Raw genomic sequence first — 15,770 nt, 5'->3', positions numbered from 1 at the left:
GCCCCACGGAAAGCGTCCGCCCGGAACGAAAATCAACATTTAACGTGATATACCTTATTTTAAAGAAATAAAGATGCGAAAGGAGGAGGAACATGTCAAGAAATAAGAGACGAAGAAAAGCAAAACCAAGAAAGAAAAAACAGACAGGTTTAAATCCTTTGCTTTATGAAATTATTGGTTTAGTAATGATTGGTTTAGCTGTGATTATTATTTTTGAACTAGGACCAGCAGGAAACGTACTTTCCTCAGCTTCAAGGTTTTTATTCGGAAATTGGCATGTGGCTATCCCATTATTACTAATTATTCAAGCGCTTATCTTTATGATTAAGCGCAAAGTAGGAGGCTGGAAAAATCGAATACTCATCGGGAGCTTATTCGTACTGGCGAGTCTTCTTTTATTTAGCCATGTATCCTTATTCGATGCCATGTCTGAAAATCGAGTATTGATGACAAACTCATCCATTAAACAGACGTGGCATGTACTCGTCACAAATGATGGAATTGCTTCACGAAGCGGATCGCTTGGTGGGGGAATGGTAGGCGCTTTTATTTATGCATTGTTTTATTCATTATTTGATTCTACAGGTGCAAAAGTGGCGGGGGTGCTATTACTTTTAATTGGCCTAGTTTTGTTGTCGGGGAAAGCGTTCATTCCTTATCTTGCAGAAACCGCACCTAAATTTTACGGTTCTACCAAACAAATGATTAGCGATATGTTTAAGCGGGAAAAGAAAGTACAACAGGAGCAACCAGCCCCTACAAGACAGTCGAGATCAAAAAAGAAAAAACAGGTAAAAGAGAAGGAGCCTGTACAAGTTCCGGCCATGGCAGTAGAGGTTGCTGAAGAACCGCCTACACAACCGATTATTTCGGCTTTTAATGAACGAATTGAAAAGAAAGAAGAAATTCCGGAACCTGCACCTGTAGAGGAGCCAACTCCAGCGGAAGAATCGCCAGAGGAAATAGAAACTTATAGCGGAGTGACAGGTGAAGAGGAGAATGAATCTTATATTTTACCACCTCCATCATTGCTTAAAGAAACGCCTTATAATGACCAATCAGGTGAATATGATTCCATTCAAGCGAATGCAAAAAAATTAGAAGAGACGTTTTTAAGTTTTGGCGTAAAAGCACGTGTGACACAAGTTCATTTAGGTCCTGCCGTCACCAAATATGAAGTTTTGCCGGACGCAGGCGTAAAAGTAAGTAGAATTGTAAGTTTGACTGATGACTTGGCATTAGCGCTTGCAGCTAGTGACCTCCGCATTGAAGCGCCCATCCCTGGTAAGTCTGCTGTCGGGATCGAAGTTCCAAACACGAACGTTGCAGTTGTCAGTTTGCGAGAAGTGATTGAGTCCAAAGAGAATAATTCACCTGATGCCAAACTGATGATTTCACTAGGTCGGGATGTTACTGGACAGGCGATCCTTACTGAGTTAAATAAAATGCCACATATGCTAATTGCAGGGTCTACGGGAAGCGGGAAGAGTGTTTGTATTAATGGCATTATTATTAGTATTTTAATGCGTACGAAACCGCATGAAGTAAAAATGATGATGATTGACCCTAAAATGGTCGAATTGAATGTCTACAATGGAATTCCGCATTTACTTGCGCCCGTCGTAACGGATCCTAGGAAAGCAGCACAAGCATTGCAAAAGGTTGTTTCTGAAATGGAACGCCGTTATGAATTGTTTTCCCATACTGGTACAAGAAATATTGAAGGCTATAATACACATATCGATGTGTGGAATGAAGAAAACGATGAAAAACATCCACATATGCCTTATATCGTTGTAATTGTTGATGAACTAGCGGATTTAATGATGGTCGCTTCTAGTGATGTTGAAGATTCAATTACACGACTTGCTCAAATGGCTCGTGCGGCGGGTATTCATTTAATTATTGCTACACAAAGACCGAGTGTCGATGTCATTACTGGTGTAATTAAAGCCAACATCCCATCGAGAATCGCATTTGCAGTTTCATCGGCAATTGACTCTAGAACCATTTTAGATAGTGGGGGTGCCGATAAGTTATTGGGAAGAGGCGATATGCTCTTTTTACCAGCAGGTGGTTCAAAGCCAGTGAGAATTCAAGGTGCTTTCGTTTCTGATAGTGAAGTAGAGGCGGTTGTCGACTTTGTGATCGAGCAACAAAAGGCTCAATATCAAGAAGAAATGATACCGACAGAGGTGGTTGAAGTTCCGCCTCACGAAGAGACAGACGAACTTTATGATGATGCCGTTCAGTTGGTCACCGATATGCAAACGGCGTCTGTATCCATGTTGCAACGACGTTTTAGAATTGGTTATTCGCGAGCAGCTCGTATCGTTGACCAAATGGAGATGCGAGGGATTGTAGGGCCACCGGATGGAAGTAGACCGCGTCAAGTGCTTGTCGATAAAGGGGAAAGTGAGTATTGATTTTTCATATTGTATATATCTCCCACTGGCTAGTGGGGGGATATACAACTTTTAAAAGATTCATCAAACAAATTGTGGGAATATTTATAGTGCTTAAGTCTGTATTGTACAAGCATAAGTTCAACTTATGTTTTTACTGCTGCTCCTAAAAGATATCAGCAGAATCAAGCGGATCCTAGCTTGGTTAATAAAACAAAAACTTCCTACGTTTCGTTAATTTCCGAATAATACAATTGCAAAAAGCATGTTTATTTTATGAGTCGAAAGTGTTATAGTAAAGTTGACAAAGGACATAGGGGTAGTTGCATTGCATATTAGCCTGGAGGTGAATGTTGTTATGGAAAATGCTGATCAAGGAAAAACATACAAGAATGTAATAGAACAGTTAAAACGAGACATTGAATCAGGTGTAATTAAAGCAAACGAACGAATCCCTAACGAATTTGAACTTGCAAAAAGTTTGGGCGTAAGTTTAGCGACTTTACGTAAAGCGCTTCAAATTTTAGAAAGTGAGAAAGTCGTTGTCCGGAAGCATGGTGTCGGTACTTTCGTTAATCCTAAACCATTGTTTACATCGGGAATAGAAGAATTAACTAGTGTGACTACGATGATTGAACAGGCGGGAATGGAGTCTGGAACAATCCTTATGGATGTATCTGAAACGGATGCTACAGATGCTAGTATTAAGAGGTTTAATTATGGGGAAACTGATAAAATCATTACAATTAAACGCTTGAGAACTGCGGATGGCCAGCCTGTCGTATTTTGTATTGATCAAGTGTTGGCGAAAAACTTTCCGGTAGGCGCTGACGAACTTTTGAAAACCTCGATATTTGACGCCATTGAACAATCTGGAGATATTCGGATTACACAAGCGGTGGCACAAATTGAGCCAATCGATTACGATGAGGAGGCATCTTCATTATTAAGATGTGGTATTGATATTCCTTTATTGGCGTTAATACAAAAACATTATAGTGATGACGGTGAGATGGTTCTCTATTCGAAAAACTATTTTAGAGCGGATAAATTCAGTTTTCACGTAGTACGTAAAAGGGTATAAGACGCAATAGCGTCATACTAATATATAAGAAAAAATAGGGAGGTCTATTTGTAATGAAAAAACGTAGGTTTAGCCTTTTATTAGCCGCGATGCTTGTTGTAAGCGTTTTTCTAGCAGCGTGTGGAACGGATAAAGGTAAAAAAGAAGAAAACAATAATGCAGGTTCTGATACTTCAGGTGAAAAATCTGAATTCTCAGTTGCGATGGTAACTGATGTTGGCGGTATTGACGACAAGTCATTCAACACGTCAGCTTGGAAAGGAATTCAAGATTTTGGTGCGGATAACAATATGGAAAGAGGAGACGGTGGATACGACTATTTACAATCCAACGATGACTCGGATTATATGCCGAACCTAAACAGACTCGTTCAACGTGATTTTGATTTAATTTTCGGTGTAGGTTTTATTATTGTCGATGCGATTAATGAAATTGCAGAGCAACGTCCGGATACAAATTTTGCGATAATTGACGGTGAAGTTGACCAACCAAACGTTGCAAGCATTCTGTTTAAAGACCAGGAAGCCGGCTATTTAGCAGGGGTTGCTGCGGCACTTATGACAGAGTCAAATAAAGTCGGTTTTGTTGGTGGAATGGATATCCCAGTAATTGAACGTTTTGAAGCAGGATTTGTAGCGGGCGTTGAAGCTGTAAACCCTGACATAAAAATTGATATCGATTACACGGGTGCGTTTGATAAAGCTGAATTAGGGAAAGCAACTGCAAACTTAATGTATTCTTCGGGTGTGGACATCATTTTCCACGCTTCAGGTGCAACGGGTAACGGTGTATTCGCTGAAGCCAAAGAGCGTAAATCAGCAAATCCAGATGCGAATATATGGGTAATTGGTGTAGACTCCGACCAATATGACGAAGGACAAGTTGGCGAGCATAACGTTACGTTAACTTCTGCACTTAAGCGTGTCGATGCTTCAGTTGTAGACATTGCTGAGTTGGCGAAAAAAGGCGAGTTCCCGGGTGGCGAAACAATTGTCTACGGTATAAATGAAGACCGTGTTGGATTAGCTGATTCTCGTGGAGCAATTCCAGAAGATGTTAATGCGAAAATCCAAGAATACATTGAAAAAGTCACTAGCGGCGAAATTGAAGTGCCAACAGAGCGACAAAAGAAGAAGTAATATAATGGCTTGAAAAGCCTAAATAAAGACCGGTCTTATTCCGGTCTTTATTTATGAGATAAATACGTAGTTTTTGTAAATTAGTAGAGGAAAGATTTTCATGTTTTGAAAGTCTTTCTTGTATTAAATTATTTTTATTTTGAAGAATAACTTAATAGAAATAAGTCATAGTTGTAAGGGAGTGAACTCATTGGAGTATGTAATAGAAATGTTAGGGATTAGAAAAGAATTTGGAAACTTTGTTGCAAATGATAATATTAATTTGCAATTAAAAAAAGGTGAGATTCACGCATTGTTAGGTGAAAATGGTGCAGGAAAATCCACCTTAATGAATATTCTTTTCGGTCTTTATCAACCGGAAGCCGGAGAAATACGTGTGCGCGGAGAGAGAGTAAATATTTCTAATCCTAATATCGCAAACGATTTAGGGATAGGAATGGTGCACCAACATTTCATGCTCGTTGAAAATTTAACGGTAACTGAAAATATTATTTTAGGGAATGAACCGAAAAAAAGAGGCGTTATTAATATTCGCGGGGCAGCTAAGAAAGTAGAGGAAATATCTAAGCTTTATGGGTTGAATGTTGATCCGTATGCGAAAATTGAAGATATTTCTGTAGGTATGCAACAACGTGTTGAAATATTAAAAACGCTTTATCGTGGAGCTGAAATTCTTATCTTTGATGAGCCAACAGCATCGTTAACTCCTCAAGAAATTAATGAGTTAATTCAAATTATGAAAAAACTCATTCAAGAAGACAAATCTATCATTATCATTACACATAAATTGCAAGAAATTATGGATGTTTCTGATAGAGTAACGGTAATTCGAAAAGGTGAAGGTATCGGCACTGTGAATACATCTGAAACGGATCCTGAAGAATTGGCGACATTAATGGTGGGACGCCAAGTATCATTTAAAACTGAAAAAGGACCTTCTAATCCGCAAGATGAAGTGTTAAAAGTCGAAAACCTTGTTGTAGAAGATTCTCGGGGTATCGAGAAAGTGAAAAAGCTAAACTTGTCCGTTAGACGTGGTGAAATTGTTGGGATTGCAGGCATTGATGGAAATGGTCAGTCCGAGTTAATCGAAGCGATTACCGGTCTTAAAAAAGTGAAAAGTGGTAAGATTACGATAAATAATGCAGATGTAACAAATAAAAAACCGCGAGAAATTACGGAAACAGGAATAGGACATATTCCACAAGATAGGCATAAACATGGACTTGTGTTAGATTTTACAGTTGGTTATAATGCCGTCTTGCAAACGTATTATCAAAAACCAATTTCAAATAAAGGATTCATGGATTATAAGCTTATCTCCAAAAAAGCACGCGAACTGATAGATGCGTATGATGTGCGGACCCAAGGTGAACATGCTTTAGCACGTTCATTATCAGGAGGGAATCAACAAAAGTTAATTATCGGCCGCGAAATTGATCGTGATCCGGAACTTCTGATTGCTGCGCTTCCAACACGTGGATTGGATGTAGGTGCTATTGAATTTATTCATAAAAGATTAATAGAACAACGTGATCGCGGAAAAGCAGTCCTAGTAATCTCTTTCGAACTCGATGAAATTATGAATGTTTCAGATCGTATTGCGGTGATTTACGATGGACAAATCATTGATGTCGTCAATCAAAACGAGACGAATGAGCAAGAACTTGGACTTCTGATGGCAGGTCATTCAAAAGATGAAATGGTCGTCGTTGGTGATGAAGTTGTATTGAAAGAAGGTGACAATCACGATGCCAAATAGGGTTTTAAAAATACTCGTACCTATTATTTCAATTATTCTCGGCTTATTTGTCGGGGCGATTGTCATGTGGATGAGCGGTTATGATGCCATTAATGGATATATTGCGTTATGGCATGGAATATTTGGAAGCTCATATGCTATCGGAGAAACGATTCGACAAATTAGCCCATACTTACTAGCGGGGTTAGCGGTCGCGTTTGCTTTTCGAACAGGTCTATTTAATATCGGGGTAGAAGGGCAACTTATTGTCGGTTGGTTTGCTGCCGCGTATGTTGGAATGGCTTTTCAATTGCCGACATTTATTCATTTGCCTTTAGCATTGTTAGCAGCAGCTGCAGCAGGTGCATTATGGGCGCTTGTTCCTGGTATATTAAAAGCAACATTACGTGTTCATGAAGTTATCGTAACGATTATGATGAACTATGTCGCACTGCATATTGTAAATGCGCTTATTTCTACGATTTCAGGCGGCAGTTATAAAATCGACCGAATTCATCAGACAGCGTCACTGCGTTCGGAGTTTTTATCTAACTTAACGGATTTCTCAACATTACATTATGGAATCCTCATTGCATTGCTTATGGTTGGTGTTATGTGGTTTATTCTTGAAAAAACAAAAACAGGTTACGAGTTAAAAGCGGTTGGATTTAATGACCATGCATCACAGTATGCTGGTATGAATGTGAATAAAAATATTGTCCTTTCCATGGTGATATCAGGTGCATTTGCGGGACTTGGTGGCGCAATGGAAGCACTCGGTACATTCGGTAATATTTCTACAATGGCTGGTTTTACTGGAATTGGATTTGATGGCATTGCGGTTGCGCTACTAGGCGCTAATACGCCACTCGGAGTTGTTTTTGGTGCTACCTTATTTGGTTCTCTAAAGTACGGGGCTAATAACATGCCAAATGCTGCTGGTGTACCAATAGAAATTGTATCTATTGTCATTGCACTTATTATTTTCTTTGTCGCGTCCGGCTATATCATACGGGTTTTATTAAACCGAATGAGTAAGAAAAAGGAGGCGAAGTAAGATGAGTTTTCTTGATTTATTATATTTTATCGTTCCAGCAACCATCGCGTATGCAGCGCCGTTAATCTTTACAGCGATCGGCGGAGTGTTCTCTGAACGCTCAGGTGTTGTAAATATTGGATTAGAAGGTCTCATGGTCATGGGGGCTTTCATCGGGATTTTGTTTAACTTGTTGTATGCAGATACTTTCGGTTCCTGGACACCTTGGATTGCACTTTTAGTTGCTATGGTTGTTTCCGCAGTTTTCTCGATTCTGCATGCGGTTGCTTCTATCTCATTCCGTGCAGACCAAGTCGTTTCAGGTGTCGCTATTAATATGTTGGGGATTGCAATTGCGCTTTTCTCTGTAAAAATGATTTTTGGAAAAGGTCAAACGGATTTAATTCAGCAAAAAATTGCCCGATTTGATATCCCAATTTTACAAGACATTCCTATAATTGGTCCGATGTTCTTTAAGTCTGTCTATGGGTCATCGATTTTGGCGATATCTGTTGCATTAGTCGCGTGGTTTGTTATTTATAAAACACCATTTGGTTTACGCCTGCGTTCCGTCGGTGAACATCCAATGGCTGCCGATACAATGGGAATTAACGTTACGAGAACGCGTTATGTTGCAGTCATTATTTCAGGTGCACTTGCGGGAATAGGTGGAGCTGTGTATGCAATTACAACTACAAATGACTTTGGACATGCAACCATAAATGGCCAAGGATTTATGGCACTTGCTGCGTTGATTTTCGGGAAGTGGCATCCAATTGGAGCGATGGGAGCAGCACTATTCTTCGGCTTTGCTCAAGCATTAGCCATTAGTGCTTCGAAAATTCCTTATATCCAAGATGTTCCGACAGTATATCTTCATATTTTACCGTATGTGTTAACAATACTTGCACTTGCAGGATTTATCGGTAGAGCAAATGCACCGAAAGCAATCGGTCAGCCTTATATTAAAGGGCGACGTTAATGATACGAAAGCTGCCAAAGAAGTCATTTTAAATGCACTTCAGGCAGCTTTTTTATGCATATAATTGTGAAGTTTCGATGTAATTTATGGATGCGCGCTAAATAGACTTTTCTCCCTATATTTACTTGAAAATAATTGACGAGTGGATTAATAATTACGAAAAACTTCACCAGTTATTTGCAAGTTGCATTACGTCAAATGTATAGTGAATGTTAGATGCAGCATATTAACAAAAACAGAGGTGCTAAATATGTTTACTAAAAGTCAAATAGAACAAGGTGTTACCTTATATACGCGTAAATCTGAGCAATTTAAAACAGTAAGCTTTTCAATCAAATGGAAAAGCGAATTAACAGAGGAAACAGCAGCTGCACGAGCAGTACTTGCAAATGTCTTGCAGGATTCTAATGCTAAGTACCGAACGCAAGGCGAGTTGCGAAAAAAGTTAGATGATTTGTATGGAACTGTGCTTTATACAGATACTGCCAAGCGCGGCGCGACCCATATGATTACGCTCAATGTAGATTGTGTAAATGATGAATATATAAACGACTCTTATGTATTAGGTGAAACGCTTGACCTCATTCAAACAGTTATATTCAACCCCAATTTAGTGAATGGTGAATTTGATCAAAAAATCGTCGCTCGAGAGAAGCGCTCTGTAACAGAACGAATTCGTTCTCAATATGATAATAAGACAAGCTATGCACAAAAAAGAATGCTTGAAAATTTACGTCCAAATAGCCCGGTTTCTACTAGTGCGGATGGGACTGAACAAGCCGTTCAAGCAATTACATCAGAAACGCTATTGCAAGCGTACGAATCGATGATCGCGAATGATATAGTTGATATTTATGTCGTTGGGAACATAGATGAACAAGAAATTGCCCAAAAGCTTAAAGAATTATTACCATTTAAAGCACGTCCTAGCCGTAAACAACATGCATTTAAAACAGACGAACATCAGGCAAGTGGTGCTATTCAGCATGTACGAGAGAGACAAGAGATGAAGCAAGGAAAACTTCACTTAGCTTTTAGTACACCAGTTGGATTTCATCATCCAGATTATACGAAAATGCAAATTACCAACGGCGTTTTTGGTGGTTTTGCCCATAGTAAATTATTTATGAATGTGCGTGAAAAAGAAAGCATGGCCTATTATGCTTCCAGTTCTTATTCTTCACATTACGGATTGCTTTATGTAATGGCTGGAATTGATGCTGAACTTGAAGAAAAAGCCGTAACGCTTATAAAAGAACAATTGAGCGCATTGCAAAACGGAGAAATTACAGACCTTGAAATGGACCAGACGAAAGCTTTGCTCACGAATAGTATTACGAGTACGTTCGACTCTGCTCGAGGGCAAATAGAAGTTTTTGACCAATATAAAGAACTTAATGAAAACTTTACAGCAGACATCTTAATTAAAGAGTGGGAAGCTGTCACGAAAGATGATGTGAAAAAGATGGCATCCACCATTCAGTTAGAAATTATTTATTTGCTATCGGGAAAGGAGACGACTTCAAATGAATAAAATTCATTTTGAAAACTTACAGGAAACCTTATACAACGAAACATTAGAGAATGGTCTTGATGTATATATCTTACCAAAAAAAGGGTTTTCAAAAACATTCGTGACATTTACTACGAAATATGGTTCTGTTGATCGGACTTTTATTCCACACGGTAAAGAAGAAGAAGTGACTGTCCCGGACGGAATTGCTCATTTCTTAGAGCATAAAATGTTTGAAAAAGAAGAAGGAGACGTTTTTCAGAAGTTTAGTGTACTCGGTGGCTCTGCAAATGCCTTTACATCGTTCACGAGGACTGCCTATCTTTTCTCTGCTACAGATAAAATATACGATAACACTGAAGTGCTTCTAGATTTCGTACAAGAACCGTATTTTACTGAGGAAACTGTGGAGAAAGAAAAGGGAATTATTGGCCAGGAAATTACGATGTATGACGATTTACCCGACTGGAGGTTGTACTTCGGAGCGATTGAAAACTTATATCATAACCATCCAGTAAAGATAGATATTGCAGGTACAATTGAATCCATTGATAAGATAACCGCTGCACATTTATACGAATGTTACGAAACCTTCTACCACCCTTCAAATATGGTGTTATTTGTTGTTGGTGCTGTAGAACCAGAAGAAATGATGACTTTTATTAAAGAAAACCAATCGAAAAAAACCTTTGACAAACCGTCGGAAATTGTTCGTAACTTTCCTGAAGAGCCAAATACTGCAGCAATTGCTGAACGAAAGCTTGAAATGGATGTTACGAAACCAAAACTCAGCTTTGGGATGAAATGTACAAATACGAACATCTCTGGTAATGAAATGCTCACACAAGAATTAGCAGTGGATTTGTTATTAGATATTTTATTCGGTCGTTCGTCAATGTTTTTTGAGGAGGCTTACGAAGATGGGCTGATCGATGAATCTTATTCTTACAGCTTCTCTCAAGAGCACGGTTTCGGATTTGCAATGATTGTCTCTGATACAGAAAATCCAGATGCGTTAGAAGCAAAAATACGAAAAACAATTGATGATGCAACGACTTCATGGTCAGTAACTGAAGAAGAGTTGGAAAGAATTCGCAAGCGAAAAATCGGCCAATTTATGCGTTCGCTTAATTCCATCGAATTTATCGCAAATCAATTTACGCGGTATAAATTTAATGAGATGGATTTATTTAATGTCGTCCCTACACTTGAAAAATTGACGCTAACAGATTTAAAAGATGCTTTTTCTACTTTGAGTGCAACAGAAGGTCATACTGTATTTAAAGTTGTTCCCGCTGAGCAATCCAATGATGCAGAATAAGAATAATTATGCGCTCGTTCTTGGCGCAACTGGTGGCATTGGCCAAGCCATTTGCGGCCAACTTGCTAAGAGCGGTTGGTCAATTTATATCCATTATAATGAACGAGAAGAGGAAGCGAAGAAACTTCAGTCAGACTTAACAGAGCTTTATCCACAGCTGGAATTTTTACTTGTCCAAGGAAACTTTATAAATGAAGATGGTGCTAATCAAGTCGCCCTTCAAATCCCACAAGTAAGGGCTATCGTTGTCGCTAACGGTCAATCGATGAATAAGCTTCTGACGGAAACAACTACCGCGGATATGGATGCGCTTTGGAAAGTTCATGTCCAAAATCCAGCCCGGTTAGTGAGCCTACTTGCTGCACGTTTAAGAAAATCTAAAGAATCTTATGTAGTGTTTATCGGCTCAATTTGGGGGAATACAGGAGCAGCAGGAGAAGTTATGTATTCAGCTGTAAAAGGGGCCCAGCATGCCTTTGTAAAAGCCTATGCAAAAGAAGCATCTTATGCTGGTATACGCGTCAATGCCATTGCGCCGGGGTGGATTGAAACAAGGATGAACGACTGTATACCAGCGGATGAGAAAGAAATGATTATGCAAGAAATTCCGCTCTTAACGACAGGAACACCCCAACATGTAGCAGATCTCGTAGATTTTCTATTAAGCGGGAAAGCAGATTATATGACGGGAGAAATTTTGAAGTTAAACGGCGGTTGGTATATTTAGTCTCTACCGTGTTTGGTATCTTTTCTTTTCTTAAAGCGTTATATCCGTTATTATGGAACTAAGTTGATTTTTGAACGTCCTATAAAAGCGGAAAGGGTGTTTCGAATGGGGAATTGGTACCTCGAATACGAAATTCAAATTAACCGTCCAGGGTTACTCGGAGATATTGCTTCACTGCTTGGCATGTTGCGTGTTAACATTACAACAATTAATAGCGTGGATGCTAGCGTAGATGGTAGAAATCCGGAACAAATAGATGGTGGCGTTCGTCGTGGTTTATTATTAAGGACGGATGACGATGCACAAATTGCTCGTTTTGAATTAATTGCATCAACTATGGATACGATTCAAATAAAAAAAATACGTGAGCCTAAATTAAGTGATATTTTAGCTGTCCGACACGGCCGGTACCTGTTGAAAGACACAGATAATAAAAAAACGTTTAGGTTTTTACGGAATGAACTCGGAATTTTAGTTGATTTTATGGCAGAACTTTTTAAAGAAGAGGGTCATAAATTAATTGGTATTAGAGGAATGCCACGCGTTGGCAAAACCGAATCCGTTGTTGCCGCTAGTGTTTGTGCGAATAAAAAATGGGTATTTCTTTCTTCCACAATGATTAAGCAAACCATTCGAAAGACATTGGCAGGCGATGAGTTTTCTAAAGACAATATTTTTATTTTAGATGGAATTGTCTCACGGAAAGAGGCAGATGAAAGACATTTACAACTGGTCCGTGAAATGATGCGTATTCCTGCGATAAAAGTAGTGGAACATCCCGATATTTTTGTCCAACATTCAGAATACAGTATTGAAGATTTCGATTATATAATTGAGCTTAGAACAGACCATGAACAAGAAATTACATACGAAATGATGGAGAAAAACCACATGATGTCCGATCGCGGATCAATGGGGGGCTTCGACATCTTTAACCTTTGATAGGCAGGTGTTTTTGGTGACCGGACTTGGTGACCGTCTTAAAGAGGCGAGAAAAGCAAAAGGCTATACGCTAGATGATTTACAAGGAATAACAAAAATACAAAAAAGATATTTAGCTGGTATTGAAAATGAAGAATTTAATTCAATGCCTGGTTCATTTTATGTGCGCGCATTTATTAAACAATATGCAGAGGCAGTTGGGTTAGATGCGGATGAAATGCTTTCCTTATATAAAGGTAGCGCTGAAACAATAGAGGCTGAAGAAGAGCAACAACTTGCATCCCCGACACTAACAAGAAGGCGTTCAAGACATTCGAATCAACTCAATGAAATTATGCCGAAAATTATTGTTGCACTCTTTATTATCGTAATCATTTTTGTGATTGCATTCCTTTGGAAGCATAATGTATCAAATACTCCAAAAGTACCAATTAGTTCTGAAGATCCGATTCAAGTTGAGGATCAACCTAAATCTGGCGATATTGGGCAGCAAAAGGAGAACACAGAAGAAACGAATGATGATGCAAATGTAGAAGATGAGCAAGACAAGGATGAAGAAGTAGCCGAAGTGGAAAAACAACAAAAACTGGAAAACATTAATATAGCAGGAGAAGACTCTACCTATTCACTTGAAAATAGTGAGGAATTCAAACTTGAAATCCGTACAAATGGGCCTTCTTGGATTGGCGTGACGGATGAAAATCGGACAGAAAGAACTCCGGGCGCTCGAATCATGCAAGCGGGAGAAAAAGTTGAAGTAGATGTGACTGACACAGAACAAATTCGTATTCGCGTCGGTCGTCCTACAGAAACCGAGATTTATGTGAATGGAGAATTACTTGAGTATGCATCCGATACTGTCCCACAAAATATTATTATTGATTATCAGAAAGAATAATAGGGTTGTTTAATGACCTAAACTGTAGACAAAGTTTGTTGACTTTGTCTACAGTTGTTTTATGGATTTATTTAAGCGAATTCATTGCTACGAAAACGAGGATTTTTTGAAAGGAAAGGTGTATGACTTGAATTTACCAAATAAAATTACATTATCTAGAATTATACTCATACCAATATTTATGCTCTTTATGTTGGTCGATTTTAAATTTGGAACGCTAACGATATTAGGCACCAAAATCGAAATAGCGCACTTCATTGGAGGGCTCATCTTTATCGTTGCATCATTAACAGATTGGATTGACGGTTATATTGCACGTAAAAATAATTTAGTGACAGACATGGGGAAGTTCCTAGATCCATTGGCTGATAAATTACTCGTTGCCGCGGCTTTAATTATACTTGTTGAAATCGGCTCTGCCCCTTCATGGATTGTAATCGTGATTATTAGTCGCGAATTTGCAGTAACTGGACTCCGTCTCATTTTAGCGGGTGGCGGAGAAGTTGTCGCTGCGAATCAGCTTGGTAAGATTAAAACGGCCGCACAAATTATTGCTATCGCGTCTTTACTATTAAATAATATTTTCTTTAGCTCAATTGGTGTCCCATTTGGCATGATTATGCTTTATATTGCACTGATATTTACAGTCTGGTCAGGGTTTGATTATTTTTATAAAAATAGAAGAGTATTACTGGACTCTATGTAAGGGAGATAGCATGATGAGGGTTGAAATTATAGCGGTTGGATCGGAGTTATTGCTTGGCCAAATAACGAATACGAATGCTGCTTTTATTTCTGCACGTCTCGCGGAAATTGGCGCGGATGTTTATTATCATACAGTTGTTGGAGATAATCCTGTCCGATTAAAGGAAGCAATAAAAATCGCCGAAAAACGTGCGGATGTATTAATTTTTTCAGGCGGGCTTGGACCGACAAAAGATGATATGACAAAAGAGACGATTGCTGCCCATATTGACTTAGAACTTGTCAGCGATCATGATGCGCTTACGTATATTGAACAGTATTTTATACGAAGTAAACGAATAATGACTGATAATAATAAAAAACAAGCACTCGTGTTTAAAGGAAGTACTATCCTAAATAATCGTACAGGAATGGCGCCTGGGATGGCTGTTGAAAAGAATGGAAAACATTACATACTAGTACCTGGACCACCTCATGAGATGGAACCGATGATTGTTGATGAAGCGATTCCTTACTTACTGAAACAAAGTGGGGAACGAGAAATTATTACTTCTCATGTTTTGAAGTTTTATGGAATTGGCGAAGCGGAATTAGAACATCGCATTCAACCGTTATTAGATAAACAAACAAATCCAACGATTGCTCCGCTAGCAACAGCGGATGCAGTCACACTTAGAATTACTGCAAAAGCACCGACAATAGAAGAAGCACATAAAATGATAGCGCCAATAGAACAAGAAATACGTGCCATTGTCGGCGAATTTATTTTTGGAACCGACAAAGATACGTTATCCTCGAAAGCATTAGAACTCCTTCAAAAACATGACTTTACAATAGCAGCCGCTGAAAGTTTAACCGCCGGTCTCTTTATTGCAGAGTTAGCGAAAGAACCCGGGGTAAGTGCAGCGCTTGCAGGCGGTCTCGTCGTTTATAATGAGGAAGCAAAAGTTAAACAACTTGGTGTGGACCAAAAACTGTTGGATGAGCATGGTGTTGTCAGTAGTGAATGTGCCGCTTCATTGGCATTAAAAGTCCAAGAAAAGTTTCAAACGAATATTGGTATTGGGATTACTGGCGCAGCAGGTCCAACACCACATGACGGTGAACCGGCTGGGACAGTCTGGATTGGTATTGCGTTACCAGATCAGGTGCCAACGACGTTCAAACTTTTGCTTTCGGGTTCAAGAAATGCCAATCGTCAGCGAACAGCAAGATTCGCCATGTATTATTTAATTAAGCTGTTAACTGAGTCAATTTCATAATTACCTAAAACCGCT

Annotated in this window: 13 protein-coding genes; all 13 read left to right on the top strand. The window is 39.0% G+C overall.

Going from position 1 to position 15,770, the window contains the following annotated elements; all coding sequences use genetic code 11:
- Positions 1-92 precede the first annotated feature (92 nt).
- The 13 genes from BI350_RS12210 (at position 93) to BI350_RS12150 (ending at position 15,755) form a co-directional block, all read left to right on the top strand.
- Positions 93-2,426 (top strand): DNA translocase FtsK, encoded by a 2,334-nt coding sequence (locus tag BI350_RS12210; RefSeq protein WP_075528372.1) that lies wholly within the window; start codon positions 93-95, stop codon positions 2,424-2,426.
- A gap of 337 nt (positions 2,427-2,763) precedes the next feature.
- Positions 2,764-3,489 (top strand): GntR family transcriptional regulator, encoded by a 726-nt coding sequence (locus BI350_RS12205; protein WP_075528371.1) that lies wholly within the window; start codon positions 2,764-2,766, stop codon positions 3,487-3,489.
- 53 nt (positions 3,490-3,542) lie between these two features.
- On the top strand, positions 3,543-4,628 hold the full coding sequence (locus tag BI350_RS12200) for a BMP family lipoprotein (protein WP_075528370.1): 1,086 nt from the start codon (positions 3,543-3,545) through the stop codon (positions 4,626-4,628).
- A gap of 190 nt (positions 4,629-4,818) precedes the next feature.
- The gene (locus tag BI350_RS12195; protein WP_075528369.1) at positions 4,819-6,390 is read left to right on the top strand and encodes an ABC transporter ATP-binding protein; all 1,572 of its coding nucleotides are present in this window, start codon (positions 4,819-4,821) and stop codon (positions 6,388-6,390) included.
- The gene (locus tag BI350_RS12190) at positions 6,380-7,426 is read left to right on the top strand and encodes an ABC transporter permease (protein ID WP_075528368.1); all 1,047 of its coding nucleotides are present in this window, start codon (positions 6,380-6,382) and stop codon (positions 7,424-7,426) included. Before BI350_RS12195 ends, BI350_RS12190 begins: the two co-directional genes overlap by 11 nt.
- 1 nt (position 7,427) lies before the next feature.
- On the top strand, positions 7,428-8,387 hold the full coding sequence (locus BI350_RS12185) for an ABC transporter permease (protein WP_075528367.1): 960 nt from the start codon (positions 7,428-7,430) through the stop codon (positions 8,385-8,387).
- Between the two features lie 250 nt (positions 8,388-8,637).
- On the top strand, positions 8,638-9,921 hold the full coding sequence (yfmF, locus tag BI350_RS12180) for an EF-P 5-aminopentanol modification-associated protein YfmF (protein WP_075528366.1): 1,284 nt from the start codon (positions 8,638-8,640) through the stop codon (positions 9,919-9,921).
- On the top strand, positions 9,914-11,221 hold the full coding sequence (gene yfmH / locus BI350_RS12175; RefSeq protein ID WP_075528365.1) for an EF-P 5-aminopentanol modification-associated protein YfmH: 1,308 nt from the start codon (positions 9,914-9,916) through the stop codon (positions 11,219-11,221). The genes yfmF and yfmH overlap by 8 nt, the downstream gene beginning before the upstream one ends.
- Positions 11,208-11,948 (top strand): elongation factor P 5-aminopentanone reductase, encoded by a 741-nt coding sequence (gene ymfI / locus BI350_RS12170; RefSeq protein WP_245698260.1) that lies wholly within the window; start codon positions 11,208-11,210, stop codon positions 11,946-11,948. Before yfmH ends, ymfI begins: the two co-directional genes overlap by 14 nt.
- Before the next feature lie 105 nt (positions 11,949-12,053).
- The gene (locus BI350_RS12165) at positions 12,054-12,890 is read left to right on the top strand and encodes a DUF3388 domain-containing protein (protein WP_075528364.1); all 837 of its coding nucleotides are present in this window, start codon (positions 12,054-12,056) and stop codon (positions 12,888-12,890) included.
- 16 nt (positions 12,891-12,906) lie between these two features.
- Entirely contained in the window at positions 12,907-13,788 is an 882-nt protein-coding gene (locus BI350_RS12160) for a helix-turn-helix domain-containing protein (protein WP_245698342.1), read from the top strand.
- A gap of 127 nt (positions 13,789-13,915) precedes the next feature.
- Positions 13,916-14,494: a CDP-diacylglycerol--glycerol-3-phosphate 3-phosphatidyltransferase gene (pgsA, locus tag BI350_RS12155; protein WP_075529367.1), complete on the top strand. Its 579-nt coding sequence runs from the start codon at positions 13,916-13,918 to the stop codon at positions 14,492-14,494.
- A gap of 13 nt (positions 14,495-14,507) precedes the next feature.
- Positions 14,508-15,755 (top strand): competence/damage-inducible protein A, encoded by a 1,248-nt coding sequence (locus BI350_RS12150; RefSeq protein ID WP_075528362.1) that lies wholly within the window; start codon positions 14,508-14,510, stop codon positions 15,753-15,755.
- Positions 15,756-15,770 lie beyond the last annotated feature (15 nt).

Origin of the sequence: Sporosarcina ureilytica, from assembly GCF_001753205.1 — a bacterium.
Taxonomy (GTDB): Bacteria; Bacillota; Bacilli; order Bacillales_A; family Planococcaceae; genus Sporosarcina; species Sporosarcina ureilytica.
Note: the sequence above shows the minus strand (reverse complement) of the source record. Positions and strands in the feature narration are given on the sequence as shown.

Coding starts and splice junctions, on each gene's coding strand:
- BI350_RS12165 (WP_075528364.1), top strand. CDS start 12,054: ATGGGGAATTGGTACCTCGAATACGAAATTCAAATTAACCGTCCAGGG.
- BI350_RS12185 (WP_075528367.1), top strand. CDS start 7,428: ATGAGTTTTCTTGATTTATTATATTTTATCGTTCCAGCAACCATCGCG.
- BI350_RS12205 (WP_075528371.1), top strand. CDS start 2,764: ATGGAAAATGCTGATCAAGGAAAAACATACAAGAATGTAATAGAACAG.
- BI350_RS12150 (WP_075528362.1), top strand. CDS start 14,508: ATGAGGGTTGAAATTATAGCGGTTGGATCGGAGTTATTGCTTGGCCAA.
- ymfI (WP_245698260.1), top strand. CDS start 11,208: ATGATGCAGAATAAGAATAATTATGCGCTCGTTCTTGGCGCAACTGGT.
- BI350_RS12210 (WP_075528372.1), top strand. CDS start 93: ATGTCAAGAAATAAGAGACGAAGAAAAGCAAAACCAAGAAAGAAAAAA.
- yfmH (WP_075528365.1), top strand. CDS start 9,914: ATGAATAAAATTCATTTTGAAAACTTACAGGAAACCTTATACAACGAA.
- BI350_RS12200 (WP_075528370.1), top strand. CDS start 3,543: ATGAAAAAACGTAGGTTTAGCCTTTTATTAGCCGCGATGCTTGTTGTA.
- BI350_RS12190 (WP_075528368.1), top strand. CDS start 6,380: ATGCCAAATAGGGTTTTAAAAATACTCGTACCTATTATTTCAATTATT.
- yfmF (WP_075528366.1), top strand. CDS start 8,638: ATGTTTACTAAAAGTCAAATAGAACAAGGTGTTACCTTATATACGCGT.